A 19,567-nucleotide genomic window follows, 5' to 3' on the forward strand; every position below is an offset into this window, starting at 1 on the left:
GCCCGGCCCGGGCTAGCTGCGGTGGATGGCGGCGAACGGCTCCACCCCGGTCTTCAGGGCCCGCGCGCCGAAGTAGGTGTCCCAGGCCGAGCCGGTGGCGCGGCTCTGGCCGAACGCGACCTGGCGCTCCAGGCGCGAGGCGCTGCGGAGCGACTTGCGGATGACCCAGCGGAGCGCCGCGCCCTCGCCGTCGCCCTCGCGGAGCGCCACGACCACCGTGGCGCCGCCCTCGAAGCGCACCGGCCCGAGGTCCGGCCGCGCCGCGCTGCGCGCGTCGTCGCGGTGCTGCAGCAGCTCCACGATGCACTGCGGGACGTGCTGGCCGTCCGGTCCGATGCGCTCGGCGAACCGGGCCGAGTGCACCTGGAACGTGGGCGCCGCCTCGAGGTCGAGCCCGAGCAGGAGCGCGTCGTCGGAGTCGGGCGGCTGCGCGGCCAGCACCGCCTTCAGCCGGTCGTGCAGCACCGCGCGGAGCGCGCGGGCGCGGTGGAACAGCACCTCCCGCGAGCTCGCGTCGAGGTGGCTGCGCGCGTGCGGGCGCAGCGCCGCGAACGCCTCGACCAGCGCGGGCGAGGGGCCCACCCCGCGCTCGGAGACCGGACCGCGCCAGAGCAGCGCGTCCTCCGAGAGCGTGCGCACGTCGCGCGGGTAGATGGCGCGCCGCCGGAACGCCTCGACGAACGCCAGCCGGTAGCCCAGGTCGTCGTCCGGGACGAGGTCGCGGTCGGCGGTGACGAGCGCGCGCAGGTACTCGCCGAACGTGAGGTCCACCGGCGGGCAGTAGTCGAGCGCGCGGATGCACATCCGCAGCACCTGGTCGGCGGTGCGGGCGGCCTCCTCGGCCAGGCGGTTCACCAGGTCCGGGTGGAGGTCGCCCTCCGGCAGCACCCCCGAGCCGCCGGTGGCGATGCGGACCAGGTCGCGGGTGCGCCGCTCGTAGATGGACAGGAACGCGTCGAACACCGCCGACACGAGGATCGCGCCGCGCGCGTGCGGCTCGCGCGCCTGCTCGTACTCGGCCGGATCCGGGACGTGCGGGGCCCACCGCCGGTGACCGGGTCGCGCCGCCCGATGTAGTCGCGCAGCGCCGCGCGCGTTCCCATGGCGCGCCCGAACTCGGTGGCCAGGGCGCCGAGCAGGTTGGCCTGCGTGCGCAGCGCGCCGCGCGTGCGGGCCACCTGGTCGCGCACGATCTCCGGGAACGTGAAGTGCTGGAGCAGCGCCACCACGTCGGCGAACGCCTCGTGGAACGCCTGCATGTCGAGGTTGGTGGGCCTGTTGAACCGACGGTGCATGCCGTCGAGCAGCGCGTGGGCGGTCTCGTGCGCGGCGATGTCCTGCGACAGCGCCGTGAACACGAAGCTGCCGGGCAGGTGATCGCCGGGGTCCTCGTCGGAGGCGCGGAAGTAGCCGAACAGGAGCGCCTTGCGCGCCGGGCTGTAGTAGGCGTTCGCCTCGCGGAGCGCGTGCGGGTAGATGCGCAGGCGCGGCACGTAGGTGGAGTCGTCCTGCGGGCGCTCCGGCAGCTCGCGCGGCGACCAGAGCGCCTTGCGGCCCAGCGCCTTCTCGAACCGGTCGATGGTCAGGCTCGCCACCGCGTAGGCCATCTGCTGGTGGAACTGCGGCGTGCCCTCCGACGGCGCCAGCCCCTGCTGCGCGAGGAGGTGCGGGTGGTCGAGGTCCACCGGCGCGTAGAAGCGCTGGCTGGTGGGATCGACGTCCACGACCTCGAGGTACTCGCCCACCGGCCCGGGCGCGAGCGGCTCCCAGGGGACCCGGAGCGTCACCGTGCCGATGTCGCGCGTGTCGAGCCGCTGGGCCACGCTCGGATCGAAGGCGAACGCGGCGAGCTGCCGGTGGAGCGGGCGGGGCGGCTCGGGCGCGAGCGGCGCCGGTCCGGCGGGCGCCGGCGGGATCGCGGCGGCCGGCGGCCGGGGCGCGGGCGGCGGCGCGGGCCGCGCGCCGCCCAGGTCCTGGCGCACGCGCGCGAGGTGCGCGCGCAGCGGGGCCGAGGCGCGGGGGTGATCGAGGAGCGCCTCCGCCACCTGGCGGAGCCGCTCGGTGGAGAGGCCCGCCGCGGCGGCATCCGGATCCGGCACCAGCGCCTCGAACCGGTTCGGCTCGCCGTCCGCCACCGGGAGCTGTGTCAGCTGGGTGGCCTCGAGCGCCAGCATCTCCAGGCGAGGATCGGGCGCCGCGCCCAGGCCGGTGAGCACCCGGAGCAACGACAGCGAGGCGGTGTCGCGCGGGGTCATGGGCAGCGTCGCGACCGGCGCCACCGCCAGCGCGGCCCGCGCCTGCAGCACGCCGCGCCCGATCTTCTCCGCCACCTCGGGATCCGACGGGTGCTCCGCGCTGGTGAAGAGCGCGTGGCGGACCGCCTCCACGCGGCGCCACGGCTCGGCCAGCGCCTGGAGCGCCGGCCGGTGCGCCGCGATCCAGAGCGCCGCGGCCGCCGCGACCTGCGGCGTGGCCGACGACGTCCCCGCGCCGTTCATGTCCACCACCTGCGGCGCGCCCATCTCCGCCCACGGCATGTTGGGCGTGAAGGCGGCGAGCGCGGTCGCCATCTTGCTCGGAGGTCCCCAGCAGCCCTGCATCTTCCCGGTGGGGAGGCCGAAGTACGGCCGCCAGTTCGCCATGATCCCGCAGGCCGCGATGACGCGGCCGAAGCGGGCCGGGTGGACGATGAAGCGGGTGGGCACGCCGAACGGCCCGAGCGCGAAGTTGTTCCCCGCGGCGGCCACGACGCACACGCCGGCCTCGTAGGCGGCGTTCACCGCCTCGGCCCAGGCGCGGGAGGCGACGCCGCCCATCGACAGCGTCACCACGTCCACCGGCGGGCGCACGTCGCCCGGGTGCGCCGCGTCGGGGCCGTCGTACGGGCGCAGCGCGTAGTCGAGCGCGCGCGCCAGCGCGCTGGTCCGGAACAGCACCACCGAGCTCGCGATCCGCACCGGGATCACCTCTGCGCGCGGCGCCCCGCCCAGCCAGTCGTTCGCGAGCTGCGGGATCCGCCTCCCGGCGAGGATCGAGATCGTGCCGGTGCCGTGGCCGGGCTGGCGCAGCAGGCCGTCGATGCCCGGGTCGACGGCGCCCTTCCGCTCGCCGCCGCCCTCGAAGTCGCGGGCATACGCTTCCAGCAAGGCAGAGGGCTTCGTGTCGTGCGCCGAGTAGCCGGTGTCCACGTGGAGGATGGTGGCCCCGGCGCCCTCGCCGGCCGCCTCGCGGGCCGCGCGCAGGTCCGCGTAGCCCGGGCCGAGGAACCACGCGAACGAGCCGCCGCGCGGCAGCGAGGGATCCTCGTCGTCGAACGTCCCGTCGCCGCGCGCGCCGGCCGCGAGCGCGCCCGCCTCGCCGGGCGGGAACGCCGGGAACGCCTGCACGAGATCCGGCTCGGCGTACTCCACCGCGCCGCCCGCGGCGCCCAGGCCGAGCCGCTCGACGGTCCGGTAGGCCTCCTCCCAGCCGTTCACCTCGCGCGGCTCGCCCTCGAACGCGGCGAGCGCCCACTCCGCCTGGCCGGGCGCGGCGGCCAGGCCGCGGGACGCGGCGGCGTTGGGGAACAGCGGGCGCAGCTCGAGCCCGTCGCCGAGCGCGCGCCGCGCCGCGGCGGCGAAGGCCGGTGCGGCGCCGGGTCGGAGCCTCAGGATCACGCCGGCGCAGCGGAGGGGAGACGTCATGGCATCCTCCCGTCGCCGTCCTCGGCGCGCGGGCGGAGGCGTGCCGCGAGGGCACGCGCGAGGGCCGCGGCGAGGGCGCTCGATGAGTGGAAGGACGGTGCCCGCTCGCGTGACGCCCGGTGCGGGTGATTGCGGGGTCGCCCCCAGGGCCTCGCCCGCAGGCGGGAACGGCCAAGGGGCGTGCCGGAGCGTCCGACGCGACGGATGTCCGCGAATGCCCCGGCTTTGTGAGGGCCTCCCCTGCGGCGACGTTGATCGTTCACTGCCCGGGCGCGACACCGGGGGGACCCGCAGGCCCACATTGGAGCCCCGTATGCGCGCCGCCCTCGCCGCCGCCGCCCTCGCCGTCCTCGCAGGGCTCACCTCCTGCTCCTCGCCGTCCTCTCCTGCCGGGGCCGCGGCCTCCGCCGCCCGGGGCGGCACCGCGCCCGAGCGGCTGCCCGGCCTGCACGGCGCCGCCACGATCACGCGCGACGGCGCGGGCATCGCGCACCTCCGCGCCGCCGACGAGCACGACCTCTTCCTGCTGCAGGGCTGGGTGCACGCGCAGGATCGCCTGTTCCAGATGGACGTCACCCGCCGCCGCGCCGCCGGCCGCCTCGCCGAGCTCCTCGGGCCGGGCGCGCTCCCCGGCGACGTGCAGCTGCGCACCTTCGGCCTGGCGCGGGCCGCGGCGCGCAGCCTGCCGCTCCTCTCGACCCGCGCGGTGGCCGCGCTGGAGGCGTATGCGGAGGGCGTGAACGCGTGGGCGGAGACGCACCCGCTGCCGCCCGAGTACGCCGCGCTCGAGCTGACCACGTTCGAGCCGTGGACGGTGATGGACTCGCTCCTCGCCGCGAAGCTCATCGCGTTCGGCCTCTCGTTCGACGTGGACGACATCGAGCGGACGGTGGCGCTCGCGACCTACCAGCAGGCGGGCGCGGCCATGGGCTTCGACGGCGCGGCGCTGTTCTTCGAGGACCTGTGGCGCGCGGCGCCGTTCGACCCCGCCTCCACCGTGCCGGACGCGCTCGCGCCCTCGCCCGCCATCGCCCCGGCGACCCGGGCCGCCGCGGCGAGCGCCGGGAAGCTGCATCCGCGCGCCGTCGCGCTCGCCGCCGAGTTCCTGGGCCGCGTGAAGGGCGACGCGTTCCTGCGGCGGCTCACCGATCGCGAGGAGCGCGACGGCTCCAACCAGTGGGTCATCGCCGGCGCGCACACCGCCGGCGGCAGCCCCATGCTCGCGAGCGACCCGCACCTCGCGCTGGGCGCGCCCTCCACCTTCTACCCGGTGCACCTCCAGGCCGGCCCGTTCGACGTGATCGGCAACAGCTTCGCCGGCGTGCCGTCGGTGGTGGTCGGGCACAACCGCCACCTGGCCTGGGGCGCGACCGTGGACCCGTTCGACGTCACCGACGTCTTCCAGGAGCAGGTGGTGCCCGACCCGAGCTCGCCGAGCGGGCTCGCCACCGTGTACCAGGGCGCGCTCGAGCCGGTGATCCCGTACCCGGAGGCCTACCGCGCGAACGTGATCGGCGACGCGGTGATGAACGACCTCGTGCCGGTGCCGGCCGGCAACGGCATCCCCGCCGCCACGCTGGTGGTGCCGCGGCGGAACCAGGGCCCCATCATCCAGCTCGACCCGGCGACCGGCGTGGCGCTCTCGGTGCAGTACACCGGCTTCTCCGGCACGCGCGAGCTGGACGCGTTCCTCGGCTACGACGTCGCGCGCGGGATCGACGACTTCGTCGCGGCCATGCGCCACTTCGACGTCGGGTCGCAGAACTTCTGCTACGCCGACGACGCCGGCAACATCGCCTACTTCACCCACTCCGCCGTGCCGGTGCGCGAGGACCTTCAGCAGGGGTTCGTGGACGGGCTGCCGCCGTTCTTCATCCGCGACGGCACCGGCGGCAACGAGTGGCTCCCGGTGCAGCACCCGCAGCCGCTGCAGGTGGTGCCGTACGAGGTGGTGCCGCTCGAGGAGCTGCCGCACGCCGTGAACCCGCCGGCGGGCTTCGCCATCAACGCGAACAACGATCCCGCCGGCCTGACGCTCGAGAACGCGCCGCTCACGAAGGTGCGCCCGGGCGGCGGCATCTACTACCTGGCGCCCGGCTTCGACGCCGGCTTCCGCGCCGGCCGCATCACCCGGCGCGTGAAGGAGGTGCTCGCCGCCGGGAAGATGACGTTCGAGCAGATGCAGTCGATCCAGGCCGACGTGACGCTGCTCGACGCGCAGGTGCTGGTGCCGTACCTCGCCGCCGCGCTGGAGCACGCGCGCCGCGAGGGCGCGCCGGCCCCGCTCGCCGCGCTCGGCGCGGACGCGGGGGTGGCGGGCGCGGTGGCCCGGCTCGCCGCCTGGGACGGCTCGACGCCCACCGGCATCCCGGAGGGCTGGGACGACGCCGATCCGCCCGGCGAGCTCTCCGCGCCGTCCGCGGCCGAGGTCCAGGCGAGCGTCGCCGCGACCATCTACTCGACCTGGCGCGGCCAGGCGATCAAGAACGTCATCGACTCGAAGCTCGGCGCGATGCCGCTCCCGCCCAGCCAGCAGGCCATGACCGCGCTCCGCAACCTGCTCGACCGCTTCGACGCGCAGCAGGGCGTGGGCGCCTCCGGCATCGACTTCTTCGCGGTCCCCGGCCTCGACGCGAGCCCGGCCGACCGGCGCGACCTCGTGCTGCTGAAGAGCCTCGCCGATGCGCTGGCGCTCCTCTCCGGCCCCGACCTCGCGCCCGCCTTCGGCGGCTCGACCGACCCGGACGACTGGCGCTGGGGCAAGCTCCACCGGATCGTGTTCGCGCACCCCATGGGCGGTCCGTTCAGCGTGCCGCCCGGGCTCGGCGCGTTCCCCGCGCCGCTCCCGCCGCTGCCCGGCATCCCCACCGACGGCGGCTTCGGCGCGGTGGACGCGTCGTCGCACGGCGCGCGCGCCGCGTCCGCGAACGCGTTCATGTTCTCGAGCGGCCCGTCCAACCGGCTGGTGGTCGAGCTCTCGCGCGGCGCGGTGAAGCGCGCCGAGTCGGTGTGGCCCGGCGGCGCGAGCGGCGTCCCGGGGCAGTGGAACTACCTGAACCTGCTCCCGCGCTGGCTCTCCAACGACACCGTCCCGCTCTTCACGCGCGCGGCCGAGCTCGGGAAGGACACGCACGACGTGGTGCAGTTCGTGCCGTAGTCACTGCGCGGCCGCCGGCGCATGGGAGGCCGGCGGCCGCCGCTCCACCGCGCTCCGCACCGCGCTCACGAGCTGGCGCCGGCCGAACGGCTTGAACAGCACCGGCGCCGGCGCGAGCAGCGCCTTCACCGCCGGGGCGGCGAGCCCGGTGGTGAACAGCACCGGCACCCGCTCCAGCTCCGGGTAGCGGTGCAGCGCCTCCGCCACCCCCAGCCCGCCCGAGTCCGGCAGCATCACGTCGATGACCATGACCTGCGGGTGATCGCGGAGCGCCGCGCGCACCGCGTCCGCGCCGGTCGCGACCAGCGTCACGTCGAAGCCCGCGCCCGCGAGGCAGCCCGCCATGGCGACGCGCAGGTCGTCGTCGTCCTCGACCAGCAGCACCTTCGGCTGCGCGGTTTCACGGTGTTCTTCCATGGTGGCTCCCGTGGGGTGAGGGTGGGCGCGCCCGCCCGCGGGGGCGGTCTCCGCTCGCACTGCCGGAACGCATGTCGTTGAACCACGAGACAGGCGGCGCATTCCGGAGAAGATCGCCGCCGATCGGGGCGCGAACATTCCATCGCGGTGACGATGCGGCGACGCGACGCGGTGACCCGCGAATCGGCCGGACGGAGCGTCGGCCGCGGGGCGTCCCAGGTGCGGCCCCACCTCGCGCGGCGGTGGCGGGCGTCGTAGAAGGCGCCGGTGCTCGCTCCCCGCGCGGTGACGTTCCGGGCCGAGGTCGAGGCGCTCGACCTCGGCGTCGAGGGCTTCGAGCGGTGCGTGGACGTGCTCCGGCGCAGGCCCGGGCTCGTGCTCCTCGACAGCCGCGCGGTGGACGGGCGCCTGGGCCGGTTCTCGTTCGCCTGCTTCGAGCCGTTCGCGACGCTGGTCGCGCGCGACGGCCGGGTCGAGCTGCGGCGCTGGACCGGCGAGCGGGCCACGGTGCGTGGCAAGGTGCTGGACGTGCTGGAGCGGCTGCTCGCGGCGCACCGGCTCGAGCTCGGCGCGGGCGGGCTGCCCGCGCCGTTCGTGGGCGGGGCGGCCGGCTACCTCGGCTACGGGCTCGCCCGCGAGCTGGAGCGCCTGCCGCGCGCCCCGCGCGATGCGTCCGGCGCCCCGGACGCCGTGCTCGGCCTGTACGACCGCGTGCTCGTGCTCGATCGCGCCGCCGGCCGCGCCTACCTGGCCTGCCTCGCGTCCCCCGACCTCCCGGGCCGCGCGCCTCGGCGAGGTGCGGCGCGCGGTGCTCGAGGCCGCGCGGCGGGGCACCGCGCCCGACGGCGCGGCGCCGGGCGACGCGGCGCCGGACGCGGCGTCGGACGGCGCGGCGCTCGACGCGCCGCTCTCGCGCGACCTGACGCGCGACGCGTACCTCGCGGCGGTGCGGCGCATCCAGGACTACGTCGCGGCCGGCGACGCCTACCAGGTGAACTTCACCGGGCGCTGGTTCGCGCCGGTGCGCGGGCGCGACCCGTGGGCGCTCCACCGCCGCCTGATGCGGCTCAACCCGGCGCCGTTCGCGGCCTGGCTCGGGTTCGACGAAGTGCAGGTCTCCTGCTCCTCGCCGGAGCGGTTCCTCCGGGTGGACGGCGACGAGGTGGAGACCCGGCCGATCAAGGGGACGGCGCCGCGCGGGGCGACGCCGGACGAGGACGCGCGGCTGCGGGCGGCGCTGCTCGCGAGCGCGAAGGACCGCGCCGAGCTGGCGATGATCGTGGACGTCTCGCGCAACGACCTCGGGCGCGTGTGCGCGCCCGGCTCGGTGCGGGTGGACGCGTTCCCCGAGGTCGAGCGCCACCCGTCGGTGCACCACCTCGTCGCGACCGTGCGCGGCCGGCTCGCGCCCGGACGCGGCGTCTGCGACCTCCTGCGCGCCGCGTTCCCCGCCGCCTCGATCACCGGCGCGCCCAAGATCCGGGCCATGGAGATCGTGGACGAGCTGGAGCCGGTCGCGCGCGGCGTGTACACCGGGAGCATCGGCTACCTCGGCTTCCAGGGCACCGCGGACCTGAACGTCGCCATCCGGACCCTCGTGGTCGCGGGCGGCGCCGTCCACCTGCACGCCGGCGGCGGCATCGTGGCCGACTCGGCGCCCGAGGCCGAGCACGCCGAGGCGGAGCTGAAGGCGCGCAACCTGATCCGCGCCCTGGCCGGCTGGCAGGAGGGGTCGCGGTGAGCGGGCTCGTGCTGCTGGAGGCGCTGCGGTGGGAGCCCGGCGCCGGGTACTTCCTGCTGGAGCGGCACCTCGCGCGGCTCGCCGGCGCCGCGGCGCGCTTCGGCCACCCCTGCGATCCCGGCGCGGTGCGGGCGGCGCTGGAGGACGCGGTGGCCGGGCTCGACGGGCCGCGCAAGGTCCGCCTCGCGCTCGCCGCCGACGGCCGCCTCGCGGTGGAGGCGCTGCCCCTGCCGTCCTCGCGGCCGCTCCGCGCCGCGCTGGCGCCCGACCCGGTGGACTCCGCGGACCCGTTCCTCCGGTTCAAGACCTCGCGCCGCGAGCCGTTCGAGCGCGCGCGCGCCGGACGGCCCGGGGCCGACGAGGTGATCCTCTGGAACGAGCGCGGCGAGCTCACCGAGACCAGCACCGGCAACCTCGTGCTGGAGCGCGCCGGCCGCCGGCTCACCCCGCCGGTCGCGGCCGGCCTGCTGCCCGGCACCTTCCGCGCGCACCTCCTCGAGGCGGGCGAGCTCGAGGAGGCGGCGCTCACGCTCGAGGACCTGCGCGGCGCGGCGCGCGTCTGGCAGGTGAGCTCGGTGCGAGGATGGGTCGAGCTGCGGCTCGACGCGAGCGTGGGCGAGCGCGCGCGGTGAGGACCTAGCCCGGCGGTCCGGCTGGACGCGGTCCCGACCGGCGGAGGCCCTCCTCGGCCAGCGCGGCCGCGAGCGCCGCGTCCTCGCCGTACAGGTCCCCGAAGAACCGCACCTCGCCGTCGTCGGCCACGACCGCGGTGCCGTAGAGCGCGAACACCGGCGTGGGGCGGCCGACGCGCACCCGCACCGTCACGTCACCCTCCATCGCGGCGCGGACCCGCTCCGGCGTCCAGCCCGGCTCGTCGCGCAGCACCCAGGCCGCGAGCGCCTCCGCGTCCTCCACCCGGATGCAGCCGTGGCTGAAGTCGCGCCGCGAGCGCGCGAACAGCTCCTGCGACGGCGTGTCATGCAGGTAGACCTGGTACGGGTTCGGGAAGACGAGCTTCACCCTCCCGAGCGCGTTGTGCGGCCCGGGCCGCTGCCGCAGGCGCCACGTGCCGGTGCGCAGGCGCTCGAGCGCGTCCGCCCCCGCGGCCGCCTCGAGCGGCAGGACGCGCCCGCCCTCGTCCACGATCTCGTAGCCTTCCTCCGCGAGGCGCGCGGCGCCCTGCTCGAGCCTCGGCACGAGCTCCTCGCGCTGGATCTTCCTCGAGACCTCCCAGTACGGCCGGAAGATCACCTCGGTGAGCGCCGCCGCGAACACCGGGGTGCGGTGGCGGTAGGCGCGGCCGACCACCACGCGCATCGCCATGCGGTGCGCCCGGTCGGCGACGTGGAGCCGGAACTCCGGGATGTTCACGACCAGCGGCGGCGCGACGAAGCGGCGCGGCAGCCAGCGCCACCGCTCGACCGCGAGGGCGAGCTGCCCGGCCCGGCGCTCGAGCGGGACGTTCAGCTCGCGCACGGTGCGCGCGTCCAGCCGGCCGTCCGGGTCGAGCCCGTGCCGGCGCTGGAAGCGCGCGGTGGCCCGGGCGAGCGCGTCGTCGTAGAGGTCGCCGTGCGGCGCGCCGCCGTCGGTCAGGTCCTCGACGAGGCGGAGCCGCCGGGCCAGCGCCTCGGCGCCCGCGTAGCGCTCGCCGGCGGCCACCGGTCGGCGCGGCAGCGGGAGCGGGTCGTCGCGGTCCAGCACCGCCAGCTCGCGGTAGCGGAGCAGCGCCTGGACCGTGCGGCGGTAGCCGGCGAACGGCGGCTCCGCCGACGCGAGCGCGCCCGCGGCGTCTTCGGCGGTCGCGATCGTGCGCACGATCGCGGTGAGGTCGGGCTGGCCGTCCGCGTCCCACCGGACCGGCTCGACGAGCCCCACGTCCGCGGCGCGCGCCCGCGCCCGCAGCCGGCCCATGGCGAGGTCCGAGGCGAGTCGCATCGCGGAGACGGTGAGCGCCACGTCGAAGCGGACCCGCTCCCACTCGTCCGCCGCCGAACCGGTGCGGAGCGCCTCCAGCCAGCCGGCCCAGCCCGGTCCGCCGTAGTCGCGCGGATCGAGCCCCTTCTCGTCCGCGCGCCGGAGCGCCTGGACCACCGCGGCCGCCTGCGCGGTCGGGCGGCCGCCGCGGAACCACGCCAGGGCGTCGCCGCGCTCCGCGTAGAACCGACCCACCGCCTCGCGGTGCTCGGCGAAGGAGGCCCACCGCAGCTCGGGGAGGAACGCCTGCTCGACGAGGCCGCGGAGGAGCGCGGGGCCGGGATCCGACGGCGTGGACTCGACGGTGGGGGTGGCGGCGGGCGGCGCATCCGCGAGCGAGGCGGCGAGCGCCACCACGGCGATGATCCCGCGTCCGGCCACGGCGGCTCCCCCGGGGCCATCGTACCCGGCCGCGTGGCGAGGGGTCGGTGCGCCCCGTTGCCACGGAGGCGGCGCACGCCCGCACACCTTGGCGCGGCCCCGAGTTCGTGCTGTGCTGCCGCGCCGTGAACGCCTCGCGAAAGCTCACGGTCCTCCTGCTGGTGCTCCTCCTCGGCGCGGTCGGCGCCGGCCTGTTCCTCACGCGTGACCGCGGGTCGCAGGAGCCGGCCCCAGGCGCTGCGCCCGCCGCACCTTCGCCCTCTGCCGCCGCGCCCACCAGCGCGCCCGGTGGCTCCCGCGCCGGAGGGCCGGCCGGGACGCTGGGCCAGGGTGCGGCCGGCCAGCGCCCCCGGCGCACGCGGCTGGTGGACATGCGGCCGCTCCTCACCGCGAAGCAGCTGTCCGCCTACGCGACCACGCCGGAGGAGCAGGAGCTGTCGCGCCAGGCCGAGCGGCTCGCCGACCACGCCATCGACCTCGCCTTCGCGGTGGCGATGCGCGACGCGGCCGAGAACGTGCCCGAGCAGACGCCGGAGCTGAAGGCGCTCGCCGATGCGCGGGCCCGGGCGCAGGCCGCGGTGGACGCGGCCGAGGGGCGGGTGGCGGCGCTCGAGGCGAGGGTGAAGGCCGCGCCGGAGCAGGCGCGGGTGGAGCTCGAGGACCAGCTCGAGGTCGCGCGCGCCGAGCTGGAGCTCGAGAACAACGAGCTCGCCTCGGCGACCGAGCAGCTCCAGCGCGCCGGCGGCGATCCGCAGGTGCGGATCCGCCGGCTGCGCGAGGTGTACGACGCCGCGCAGAAGGAGCCGCGGCCGCCGGCGGCGGTCGCGCCCGCGACGGCGCCGAGCCTGCTCGCGCGCTGGCGGGTGTGGAGCTGGCACCGGGCGAAGGCGGCGCAGCTCGCGGCCGCGCAGGTCGACATCCAGGATCGCGCGCAGCGGCTCGCGAAGCGGCGCGACGACCTCGTCGCGCGCAAGAAGCGCGAGGCCGAGGAGCGCGAGGCCGCGAAGGCGTCCGCCGCGCGGGTGGCCGCCGGCGAGGCGGCCGCGGCGGACCGCGCCGCGAAGGCGGAGGCGGTGAAGGCGCTCCAGCGCTTCAGCGACGACCAGCGGCGGCTCGCCACCATCGGCCGGCGCCTGCAGGACCTGAACGAGCTCGCCGACACCTACGGCCAGTGGCGCGAGGTGGTGCAGGGCCACGTCCGCGCCGCGCTGCACCGGCTGCTGTGGGGCGTGCTGGCGCTGCTCGCCGTGGTCGCGGTCGGGTTCGGCCTGGGCGAGGCGGTGGACCGGTTCTTCCGCAAGCGCGCGAAGGAGCGGCTGCGGGTCGAGACCGTGCGCACGGTCGCGCGCCTCGGCGTGAACGTGGTCACGGTGCTGGTGGCGCTGTTCGTCGTGTTCGGCGCGCCCGGGCAGGCCACCACCGTCCTCGGCCTCGCCGGCGCCGGCCTCACCGTCGCCCTCAAGGACTTCATCGTCGCCTTCTTCGGCTGGTTCATCCTCATGGGCCGAAACGGCATCCGCGTGGGCGACTGGGTGGAGATCAAGGGCGTGGGCGGCGAGGTGGTGGAGATCGGCCTGTTCCACACCGTGCTGCTCGAGACCGGGAGCTGGAACGACGCCGGCCACCCCACCGGCCGCCGCGTCTCGTTCGTGAACTCCTTCGCCATCGAGGGCCACTACTTCAACTTCTCCACCTCCGGCCAGTGGATGTGGGACGAGCTGCGCCTGCTCGTCCCGCTCGGCCGCGACCCGTACCCCGTCATCGACGGCGTGCAGCACCTGGTGGAGAAGGAGACCGAGGCGAACGCCAAGGCGGCGGAGAGCGAGTGGCGGAAGACCACCTCGCGCTACGCCGTGCAGAGCTTCTCGGCCGTGCCCGGCATCCAGGTGGTGCCGGCCGCGAACGGCATGGAGGTGGTGGTCCGGTACATCACCCGCGCCAGCCAGCGCCACGACGCGCGCCAGCGCCTGTACCGCGCCGTGCTCGAGCTGATGCACGGGAAGCGCGGGGAGGCGGGGCAGGGGAGCCCGGGCGCGCCGGGCGAGGCGACCGGCGGCGGGTCGCGCTGAGCAGCCGGCGCGGCCGCGGCGCCTCGTGGCCGTTCGCGGCCATGACCTCGCGCAGCCGGCGGGCGAGCTCGAGGTCCGCGTCGCGGGCGACGCGGGCGAGCTCCAGCAGGCCCGGCCAGGCGGCGAGGCACCCGTCCACCGAGCGGGCCTCGAGCGCGTCGAGCGCGCGCCGGACCGCCGCGATGGCGAGCGCGTTCCCCTGGGCGGTGAGGCGCCGCAGCGCGGCGCGGTAGGCCGGCGTGCCGGCGCTCGCGCCGCCGAAGCGCGTCACGAGCTCGAGGTCGAACGCGGCCATGCGGCTCGCGCTGACCAGGCCGGCCGGCCCGAAGTTTCGCTCGTGGAACGCCTCCGACAGGAACCCCTGGAACAGCTCCAGCCGCGGGTCGCGGAACGCGTAGTCCGGCGCCGCGTCGGTGCCGGCGAGCCGGCCCTCGGCCGCGAGCCGCGCCGCGATCGCGGTCCCGACGTAGGGGAACATCTTCGTGAAGTGGATCGAGGCGTCGCCGCGGCGGCCCAGGTCCTCGAGGAAGCCCACGCTCTCCCGCACCGAGGCGAAGGTGGAGTCCGGGTCGAGCAGCATGAACCCGTAGTCGAACGCCAGCCGGAGGCGGCGGAGGAGCGCGACGCCGCGGTGCACGTCGTCCACCGTGAAGCGCTTGTTGCACGTGCGCAGCCCCTGCTCCGAGCCGGACTCGATGCCGAGGTACACCCAGGTCAGCCCCACCTCCCGGAGCCGCCGGAGCAGGTCCGCGTCGAGATCGTCCACGCGGCAGGAGATGCGCCAGGCGATGCGCCGGCCCAGCCCGCGCTCCTCCAGCTCCCGCGCGAACGCCTCGATCCATCCGCGCGCGCGCAGCCCGCGGGTGGCGAGGTCGTCGTCCTTGAAGATGAACACCCGCACGCCCTTCGCGTCGTGCAGCGCCTGCATCTCGTCCGCCACGTTCCCCGGCGAGCGGGTGCGCCGCCGCGGCCCCGGCGGCTCGCCGTAGAAGGTCTGGACCGAGCAGAACGAGCAGTCGTAGTGGCAGCCGCGGCTCGCCAGGAGCGACGCGATGCCCACGCCGCGCGCGGCGAGCGTCTCGCGCCGGCGCAGCGGGAAGGGCAGCGCGTCGAGGTCCGGGACGAGCGGCCGCGGAGGCGTCGCCACCGGGCCGCCGCCGGCGCGGAACGCGAGCCCGGGGATCTCGCGCCAGCGCGCCGGCCGGTCCAGCGCCCGGACCAGCTCGAGCAGCGTGAGCTCGCCCTCGTGCCGGACCACCGTGTCGAGGCCCGGGACGAGCGCGAGGGTGCGCTCCCACGCGAGGCTGGGGAAGTGGCCGCCCATGGTGAAGTGGGCGGTGATCCCGTTCGCGCGCAGGTAGGCGACGAGGTCGGCGAAGTCCGGGAGCATGCCCTGGAAGATGAGCGAGAACCCCACCAGCCGGGGGCGGCGCGCGCGCAGGTAGCCGAGCAGCTCGCGGCGGACGCCCGCGCGGTAGGGCGCGAGGTCCACCGTCACGCCGGCCTGCGCGAGGTAGGCGGCGAGGTACCTCAGGCCGAGGTTCTCCTCGTCCTCGTAGCCGACCAGGACGACGTCGCAGCCTGCCATCGCCGCCTCCGCGCGCGCGCACAGGAGTCCCCGCGCGCTCCTGCCCCGGGTCGTCGAGCGTTACCGCTTCGCCTCGATGGCGACCGCCGACGCGTTCAGGTACTCGATGGCCTGCTTCAGCGACGCCACCTGACGATCCCGGACGAACCGGAGAAAGTCGATGGGGCGCAGCTCCGGCGGAGGATCGCCGCCGGGATCGAACGGGGGGACCCTCGGCTGCAGCTTCTCGGGGAAGCGCGCGAGCAGCTTGAACTCCTCCTCGGTGAGCTCGAGCTGCTCCTCCAGCGCCCGCACCGCACCACGGATCCGGCGCACCCGCAGGTCGGCCATCTGCCTCAGCGCGGCGGCGTCCAGCGTGCCGCGGTCGATGCGGCCGAACAGCGAGTCGCGCCAGCTCCCGAACCCCGGTCCGGGATCCGCCACCGGTCCGAAGTGCCAGGCTCCGGCCCAGGGGCCGCCCAGGGCCGCGATGCTGCCGGCCAGCGCCTCCGGGCCCGGGTCCGCGATGGGCCCGAACACCGGGTGCAGCCCGGGTCGGGACCTTCGCGCTGCGTGAAACCTTCCGCGTCGCCCGAGCCTTCTTCCTCGTCGCCATGGTCTCCCCCTTTGCCTCGCGTGAAACCGCGCCGAACGTTAGCAAGATCACCCCGCGTCGAGCTGACGGCCGGTCGGGGTACTCCGAGCGTACCAGCACGGAATGTCGCAGCCGCCGGGGTGAGGACCCCGGACGAGGGACCCTCACGCGCAGCGAAGTCCACGCGCCGGGGCCCGCTCACGCCGACGCCGGCCCCGGGATCGCGAAGGGCAGCTCGCCGTCGCCCAGCGTGGCCGCCTCGAGGCGCGCCCGGTCCGCGGTCTCGACGTCGCCCGCCTCGCGCGCCACGCGGCCCAGCAGCTCCCACGCCTCGCGCGAGGCCGGGTGGAGCAGCGTCACCGCCTCGAGCAGCGCCCGCGCCTCCGCGGCGCGGCCCTTCGCCAGGTGGAAGCGGACCATGGCGAGGTGCGCGCCCACGTCGGCCTCGTCCGAGCGCTGCAGCAGCGCGTAGAGGCGCGGCGTGGACGGGTCGCCGGCGTCGCGCTCGGGGTCGGCGAGCGCGGCGCGGAGGTGGCGGGTGATGAGGTCGAAGGAGTGGCGGAACGGCGGCGCCAGCGGGTCCTTCGCGATCGCGGTGGTGATCTGCTCGAACGCCATCTCCAGCTCCCCCGAGTAGTCGGCGGCCACGGCGCAGGCCCAGTGCAGGTGCGCCGAGTCGATCCCCGCCTGGCGCGCCTCGCCGAGGAGGGTGCGGTAGATGTCGAGCGCCTCGGGCGCGCGCTGCTCCTCCGCGAGCTGGTAGGCGCGGCGCAGCTCGGCCAGCATCCGATCCGTCGTCTGCCTCGCGGTCATCGAGTCCCTCCACCCTCGGCGCCGGAGCGCACCGGGCGCTCCGGACGGTGGAGCGCCCGGGCGCGCGCGAGCGCGGCCTGGGCGCCGTCGAGGTCGCCGCGGCGGATGCACTCGCAGGCCATCGCGAGCAGGCCGGCGACCCCCAGCGAATAGGGCTGCATGGTTCGACTCCTTTCCCGGGGACGCAATGGTCCCGCGCCGCCCGCGGTGCGGGCGGATAGGCTTCAATTGATCGATCGAGCCGCCGGACAGGGAGATGCTAACCGGCGGGCGGACACGTCCGGCCGCGCGCCCGGGGACGGGCGGCGGCGGACGCGGCGGGCCACGGGACGGCCGGGGCCGCCCCGCGAACGCGCCGGAGCCCTGCGATTACGTGGTCTTCTCGGGGGTCGTCATGGTTCCTCCATCGCAGGCGGCATTGCCACAACCCCGGTCGGGACCGACCGGGAGCTGGCCGAGGGTCTCAGGGCCGCCGCCCTCGCCTCGTCTTGATGGAATGGGGCCAAACGTCATCGACTGGCAACCGTATTGCCACAGATTGCGCGAAAAGTCAATCTCGGCTGCTCGCGGTGCGGCGCGGACGCCCACCCTGCGTCACGCGGCCTCCGGCAGCAGCACCAGCTCCGAGGTGATGGCGATGGCCGGGGTGAGGCTCCGGTAGACCGGGCAGGCGTCGTGGTAGAAGCCGTGGACCCGCTGCGCGGTCGCGGCGTGCTCCGGGGACGCGCGCAGCTCGAGCCGGGCGTGGATGCGCCGGATCACCAGCACCTTGCCCTCCAGCTCGACCTCGCCGGTCACGGTCACGCCCAGCCGGTCGCCCGTCGCGGGAATCTGGCGCGCCTCCAGCGCGCCTCCGAAGGTGCCGAGCAGTCAACCGCCGGCGGCGGCGATGACGTAGTCGATCGTGGTCGCGTGCGGCTCGTACGTGCCGGGCGCGCGCCCGTAGTGCTCCGCGACCGCGCCGTGCGTCCCGAAGACGACCGGCGCCTGCTCGGCGGGCAGGTGCGCCTTTCGCACCGAGCCCGGGAGGCGCTCGATGTGGATCTCCGGGCGATAGACGACGTCCGACATGACCGACCTCCGCGATGCGCCCGCCGAGCCGGCGGGCGGACCGCTAGATGCCGGCGCGCGGCCGTCCTCGCCGCGGCGATACGGGGGTATCCGGCGGTCGGGCCGGCGGCGCGCTCAGGCCTGGATCGACGACAGCGCCAGGCAGCCGAACTGCTCCGCGAGCGCGACGCGGTCGTCCACCTCGCAGTCCACCGCGGCGTTCGCCATCTCGTCGAGCGTGGCCTCGAGCGCGACCGCGATGCTGCCGACCCCGGCGCGCGCCAGGCTGGCCGCGAGCGCCGCGTAGTACCAGAGCGACCCGTTGCGGCCGCCCGGCAGGCGCGTCCAGGCCTCGGAGCCGCGCGTGCGCAGGTCGGTGACGATGGCGCGCGCGTCGTCGAGCTTGTCGGCCGCCACCACCAGCAGCACGTCGCGCGGCGTGGTGGCGAGGCGCGCCAGGAACGCCACCTTGCGCGCGCGCCAGCCCGGCTCGGCGCTGTCGAACGCGTCGCGGCAGCCCGCCACCAGGTCCGCCACGCGGCCGCCGAACGCCTCCCGGAGGGTGTCGAGCGTGGCCCGCGCGTCGCCGCTCGCCGCCACGCCGTGCAGCAGCGCCGCGATGGCCTGGTCCTCGTCGCCCCCGAAGTGCAGCACGTTCGCCGCCGCACCCAGCAGGTGCGTGAGGTACGGGGCGCCCGAGCCCGGTCGCTCCTGGGTCGCGTGGAGCTCGTGCGCCTTCGCCACGGCGGAGATGAAGCGCTGCGTGAGGGGGACGTTCACCGATGCCTCCGGTCCAGTGGCCCAGCGCCAACACGAGTAAGGCATGCCGCGGCCCGTGTCAGTCACATGATCCCCACGGGTGCGCCGAGAACCACTGGGAAACGATGGGATGTGGTGGGTGGCGCGCGGTCGCCGTGGGGGCGAGGGTGTCACCGCGCGCGAACGCTGCGCGCCGGACCCACACGGCCGCCGGCCGCAGACCGCGGGTAGAGGTGACGAAGGGTGAACGGGTCAGCGTCCCGTCCGCTCGTCCCCGGCGAGGTGGCAGCGCTTGTACTTCCGGCCGCTGCCGCACGGGCACGGGTCGTTGCGGCCCGGCCGGAGCGCGCGAGCCGCGGTCGGAACGGCCGCTCCGTGCACGGTTCCGTCCCGGCGGGCCCGGAACCAGGCGTCGCTCGCGAGGAACCCGTCGATCCGGGCCTGCTGGTCGGCGGTGACGCTCCCGCCCAGGTCGCGGATCGCGTTCGCGACGGCGACGAGGTCCACCCACGCGCAGAGCGGGCAGTCCGCGACCGGGCGGGCCATGAGTCGGTCGAGCGCGCGCGACAGGTCGTGGACGACGTGAGCATCCCCGTACGTCGCGAGGCACGCGGCACCTGCCTTCGGGTTCTCGTCCATGACGTGGAGGAGCGACACGACGATGCGCTCGTCCCGCGAGCGGGTCCGCAGCATCCGCAGCGCGAGGAGGAGGTGGTCGTCGGGCTCGTCGCAGCGTCTGAACTCGTCGAGGAGCTGATCCAGCGTCGGTTCGGTCACGAGGGCCTCCCAGGCAGGGGTTCGGTCCGCGGCGCGGACCGTGGTCCGTGTGGCGGGCCCGCCGCCGCGGCCAGGTCCGCGAACGGACTCGGACCGCGGCGGTCCGGGGGGACCGGTAGCAACCGGCGTGCGCGCGAGGCCGGTGTCGGATCCGTGGTGTATCGGTGGAACCATGCCCCGCCGCCCTCGCGCCCTCCGCGACGCCATGGCCGAACGCCCGCAGACGCCGTACCTGCCGGACGGGCGCCTCGATCCGAAGGAGTGGGAGATCGCCTGCACCGCCTGCAACGCGCTCCGGCTCGCGGTGCTGCCCGACGAGCCGTGGTTCGTGAAGGCGCGCCCGGTCGAGGTGCGCGGGCAGGGCGTCGAGCTCGAGGTGGTGGTGCGCTGGCTGTCGCCCGAGGTCGTCGAGAAGGTGCCGGACCGGGTGGACGGCTACCTCGTCGAGATGGTGCTCGAGTCCGAGCTCGTCGAGGACGTGCACACGCTGCACTGACGCCCAGCGGCTTCCCGGCCGCTCACCCTGAGCGGTTTCCCGGCCGCTCACCCTGAGCGTAGGCGAGCCGAAGGCTCGCCGAAGTCGA

General features: G+C 76.0%; 16 protein-coding genes. 4 read left to right on the plus strand and 12 right to left on the minus strand.

Annotated features, from left to right (window positions below):
- Window positions 1-12 precede the first annotated feature (12 nt).
- Together ACOQFB_RS00825 and ACOQFB_RS00830 are read right to left on the minus strand one after the other, a co-directional pair.
- Window positions 13-963 (minus strand): hypothetical protein, encoded by a 951-nt coding sequence (locus ACOQFB_RS00825; protein ID WP_494492406.1) that lies wholly within the window; start codon window positions 961-963, stop codon window positions 13-15.
- On the minus strand, window positions 852-3,683 hold the full coding sequence (locus ACOQFB_RS00830; RefSeq protein ID WP_494492407.1) for a S8 family serine peptidase: 2,832 nt from the start codon (window positions 3,681-3,683) through the stop codon (window positions 852-854). The genes ACOQFB_RS00825 and ACOQFB_RS00830 overlap by 112 nt, the downstream gene beginning before the upstream one ends.
- Before the next feature lie 313 nt (window positions 3,684-3,996).
- Between ACOQFB_RS00830 and ACOQFB_RS00835 the strand changes: the two genes are divergently transcribed.
- Window positions 3,997-6,840: a penicillin acylase family protein gene (locus ACOQFB_RS00835; protein ID WP_421609212.1), complete on the plus strand. Its 2,844-nt coding sequence runs from the start codon at window positions 3,997-3,999 to the stop codon at window positions 6,838-6,840.
- On the opposite strand, the gene ACOQFB_RS00840 is transcribed toward ACOQFB_RS00835, so the two are convergent.
- Window positions 6,841-7,257, minus strand: coding sequence for a response regulator transcription factor (locus ACOQFB_RS00840; protein WP_421609213.1), 417 nt, complete (start codon window positions 7,255-7,257; stop codon window positions 6,841-6,843).
- Between the two features lie 808 nt (window positions 7,258-8,065).
- Between ACOQFB_RS00840 and pabB the strand changes: the two genes are divergently transcribed.
- Together pabB and ACOQFB_RS00850 are read left to right on the plus strand one after the other, a co-directional pair.
- Complete coding sequence (gene pabB / locus ACOQFB_RS00845; RefSeq protein ID WP_494492408.1) at window positions 8,066-8,998, plus strand: aminodeoxychorismate synthase component I; 933 nt, start codon at window positions 8,066-8,068, stop codon at window positions 8,996-8,998.
- Window positions 8,995-9,630: an aminotransferase class IV family protein gene (locus tag ACOQFB_RS00850; RefSeq protein WP_421609215.1), complete on the plus strand. Its 636-nt coding sequence runs from the start codon at window positions 8,995-8,997 to the stop codon at window positions 9,628-9,630. The genes pabB and ACOQFB_RS00850 overlap by 4 nt, the downstream gene beginning before the upstream one ends.
- A 4-nt stretch (window positions 9,631-9,634) precedes the next feature.
- Here the strand turns inward: ACOQFB_RS00850 and ACOQFB_RS00855 are convergent, their stop codons facing one another.
- From ACOQFB_RS00855 to ACOQFB_RS00895, 9 genes are all read right to left on the minus strand, one after another.
- On the minus strand, window positions 9,635-11,353 hold the full coding sequence (locus tag ACOQFB_RS00855; RefSeq protein WP_421609216.1) for a L,D-transpeptidase family protein: 1,719 nt from the start codon (window positions 11,351-11,353) through the stop codon (window positions 9,635-9,637).
- A 1,929-nt stretch (window positions 11,354-13,282) separates the two neighbouring features.
- Complete coding sequence (locus ACOQFB_RS00860; protein ID WP_421609217.1) at window positions 13,283-15,010, minus strand: B12-binding domain-containing radical SAM protein; 1,728 nt, start codon at window positions 15,008-15,010, stop codon at window positions 13,283-13,285.
- 60 nt (window positions 15,011-15,070) lie between these two features.
- Window positions 15,071-15,529: a hypothetical protein gene (locus tag ACOQFB_RS00865; RefSeq protein WP_494492409.1), complete on the minus strand. Its 459-nt coding sequence runs from the start codon at window positions 15,527-15,529 to the stop codon at window positions 15,071-15,073.
- A gap of 253 nt (window positions 15,530-15,782) precedes the next feature.
- Complete coding sequence (locus ACOQFB_RS00870; RefSeq protein ID WP_421609219.1) at window positions 15,783-16,397, minus strand: tetratricopeptide repeat protein; 615 nt, start codon at window positions 16,395-16,397, stop codon at window positions 15,783-15,785.
- Window positions 16,394-16,558 (minus strand): hypothetical protein, encoded by a 165-nt coding sequence (locus ACOQFB_RS00875; protein ID WP_421609220.1) that lies wholly within the window; start codon window positions 16,556-16,558, stop codon window positions 16,394-16,396. Before ACOQFB_RS00875 ends, ACOQFB_RS00870 begins: the two co-directional genes overlap by 4 nt.
- Before the next feature lie 433 nt (window positions 16,559-16,991).
- Window positions 16,992-17,201 (minus strand): hypothetical protein, encoded by a 210-nt coding sequence (locus ACOQFB_RS00880; RefSeq protein WP_494492410.1) that lies wholly within the window; start codon window positions 17,199-17,201, stop codon window positions 16,992-16,994.
- Window positions 17,202-17,267: 66 nt separating this feature from the next.
- Window positions 17,268-17,468, minus strand: a complete 201-nt coding sequence (locus tag ACOQFB_RS00885; protein WP_421609221.1) for a hypothetical protein — start codon at window positions 17,466-17,468, stop codon at window positions 17,268-17,270.
- Window positions 17,469-17,582: 114 nt separating this feature from the next.
- Window positions 17,583-18,227, minus strand: coding sequence for an HD domain-containing protein (locus ACOQFB_RS00890; protein ID WP_059437869.1), 645 nt, complete (start codon window positions 18,225-18,227; stop codon window positions 17,583-17,585).
- Between the two features lie 231 nt (window positions 18,228-18,458).
- On the minus strand, window positions 18,459-18,983 hold the full coding sequence (locus ACOQFB_RS00895) for a YecA/YgfB family protein (protein WP_421609222.1): 525 nt from the start codon (window positions 18,981-18,983) through the stop codon (window positions 18,459-18,461).
- 172 nt (window positions 18,984-19,155) lie between these two features.
- Here ACOQFB_RS00895 and ACOQFB_RS00900 point away from each other — a divergent pair, with 172 nt between their 5' ends.
- The gene (locus ACOQFB_RS00900) at window positions 19,156-19,479 is read left to right on the plus strand and encodes a hypothetical protein (protein ID WP_059437871.1); all 324 of its coding nucleotides are present in this window, start codon (window positions 19,156-19,158) and stop codon (window positions 19,477-19,479) included.
- Window positions 19,480-19,567: the final 88 nt, after the last annotated feature.

The sequence above is a fragment of the Anaeromyxobacter sp. Red801 genome (assembly GCF_049201065.2).
In the GTDB taxonomy this organism is placed as follows: Bacteria; Myxococcota; Myxococcia; order Myxococcales; family Anaeromyxobacteraceae; genus Anaeromyxobacter.

Bases quoted from the DNA above. Each gene is read 5' to 3' on its own strand.
- ACOQFB_RS00885 (WP_421609221.1), bottom strand. From the start codon at position 17,468: ATGTCGGACGTCGTCTATCGCCCGGAGATCCACATCGAGCGCCTCCCG.
- ACOQFB_RS00900 (WP_059437871.1), top strand. From the start codon at position 19,156: ATGCCCCGCCGCCCTCGCGCCCTCCGCGACGCCATGGCCGAACGCCCG.
- ACOQFB_RS00860 (WP_421609217.1), bottom strand. From the start codon at position 15,010: ATGGCAGGCTGCGACGTCGTCCTGGTCGGCTACGAGGACGAGGAGAAC.
- ACOQFB_RS00830 (WP_494492407.1), bottom strand. From the start codon at position 3,683: ATGACGTCTCCCCTCCGCTGCGCCGGCGTGATCCTGAGGCTCCGACCC.
- ACOQFB_RS00870 (WP_421609219.1), bottom strand. From the start codon at position 16,397: ATGACCGCGAGGCAGACGACGGATCGGATGCTGGCCGAGCTGCGCCGC.
- ACOQFB_RS00875 (WP_421609220.1), bottom strand. From the start codon at position 16,558: ATGCAGCCCTATTCGCTGGGGGTCGCCGGCCTGCTCGCGATGGCCTGC.
- ACOQFB_RS00835 (WP_421609212.1), top strand. From the start codon at position 3,997: ATGCGCGCCGCCCTCGCCGCCGCCGCCCTCGCCGTCCTCGCAGGGCTC.
- ACOQFB_RS00840 (WP_421609213.1), bottom strand. From the start codon at position 7,257: ATGGAAGAACACCGTGAAACCGCGCAGCCGAAGGTGCTGCTGGTCGAG.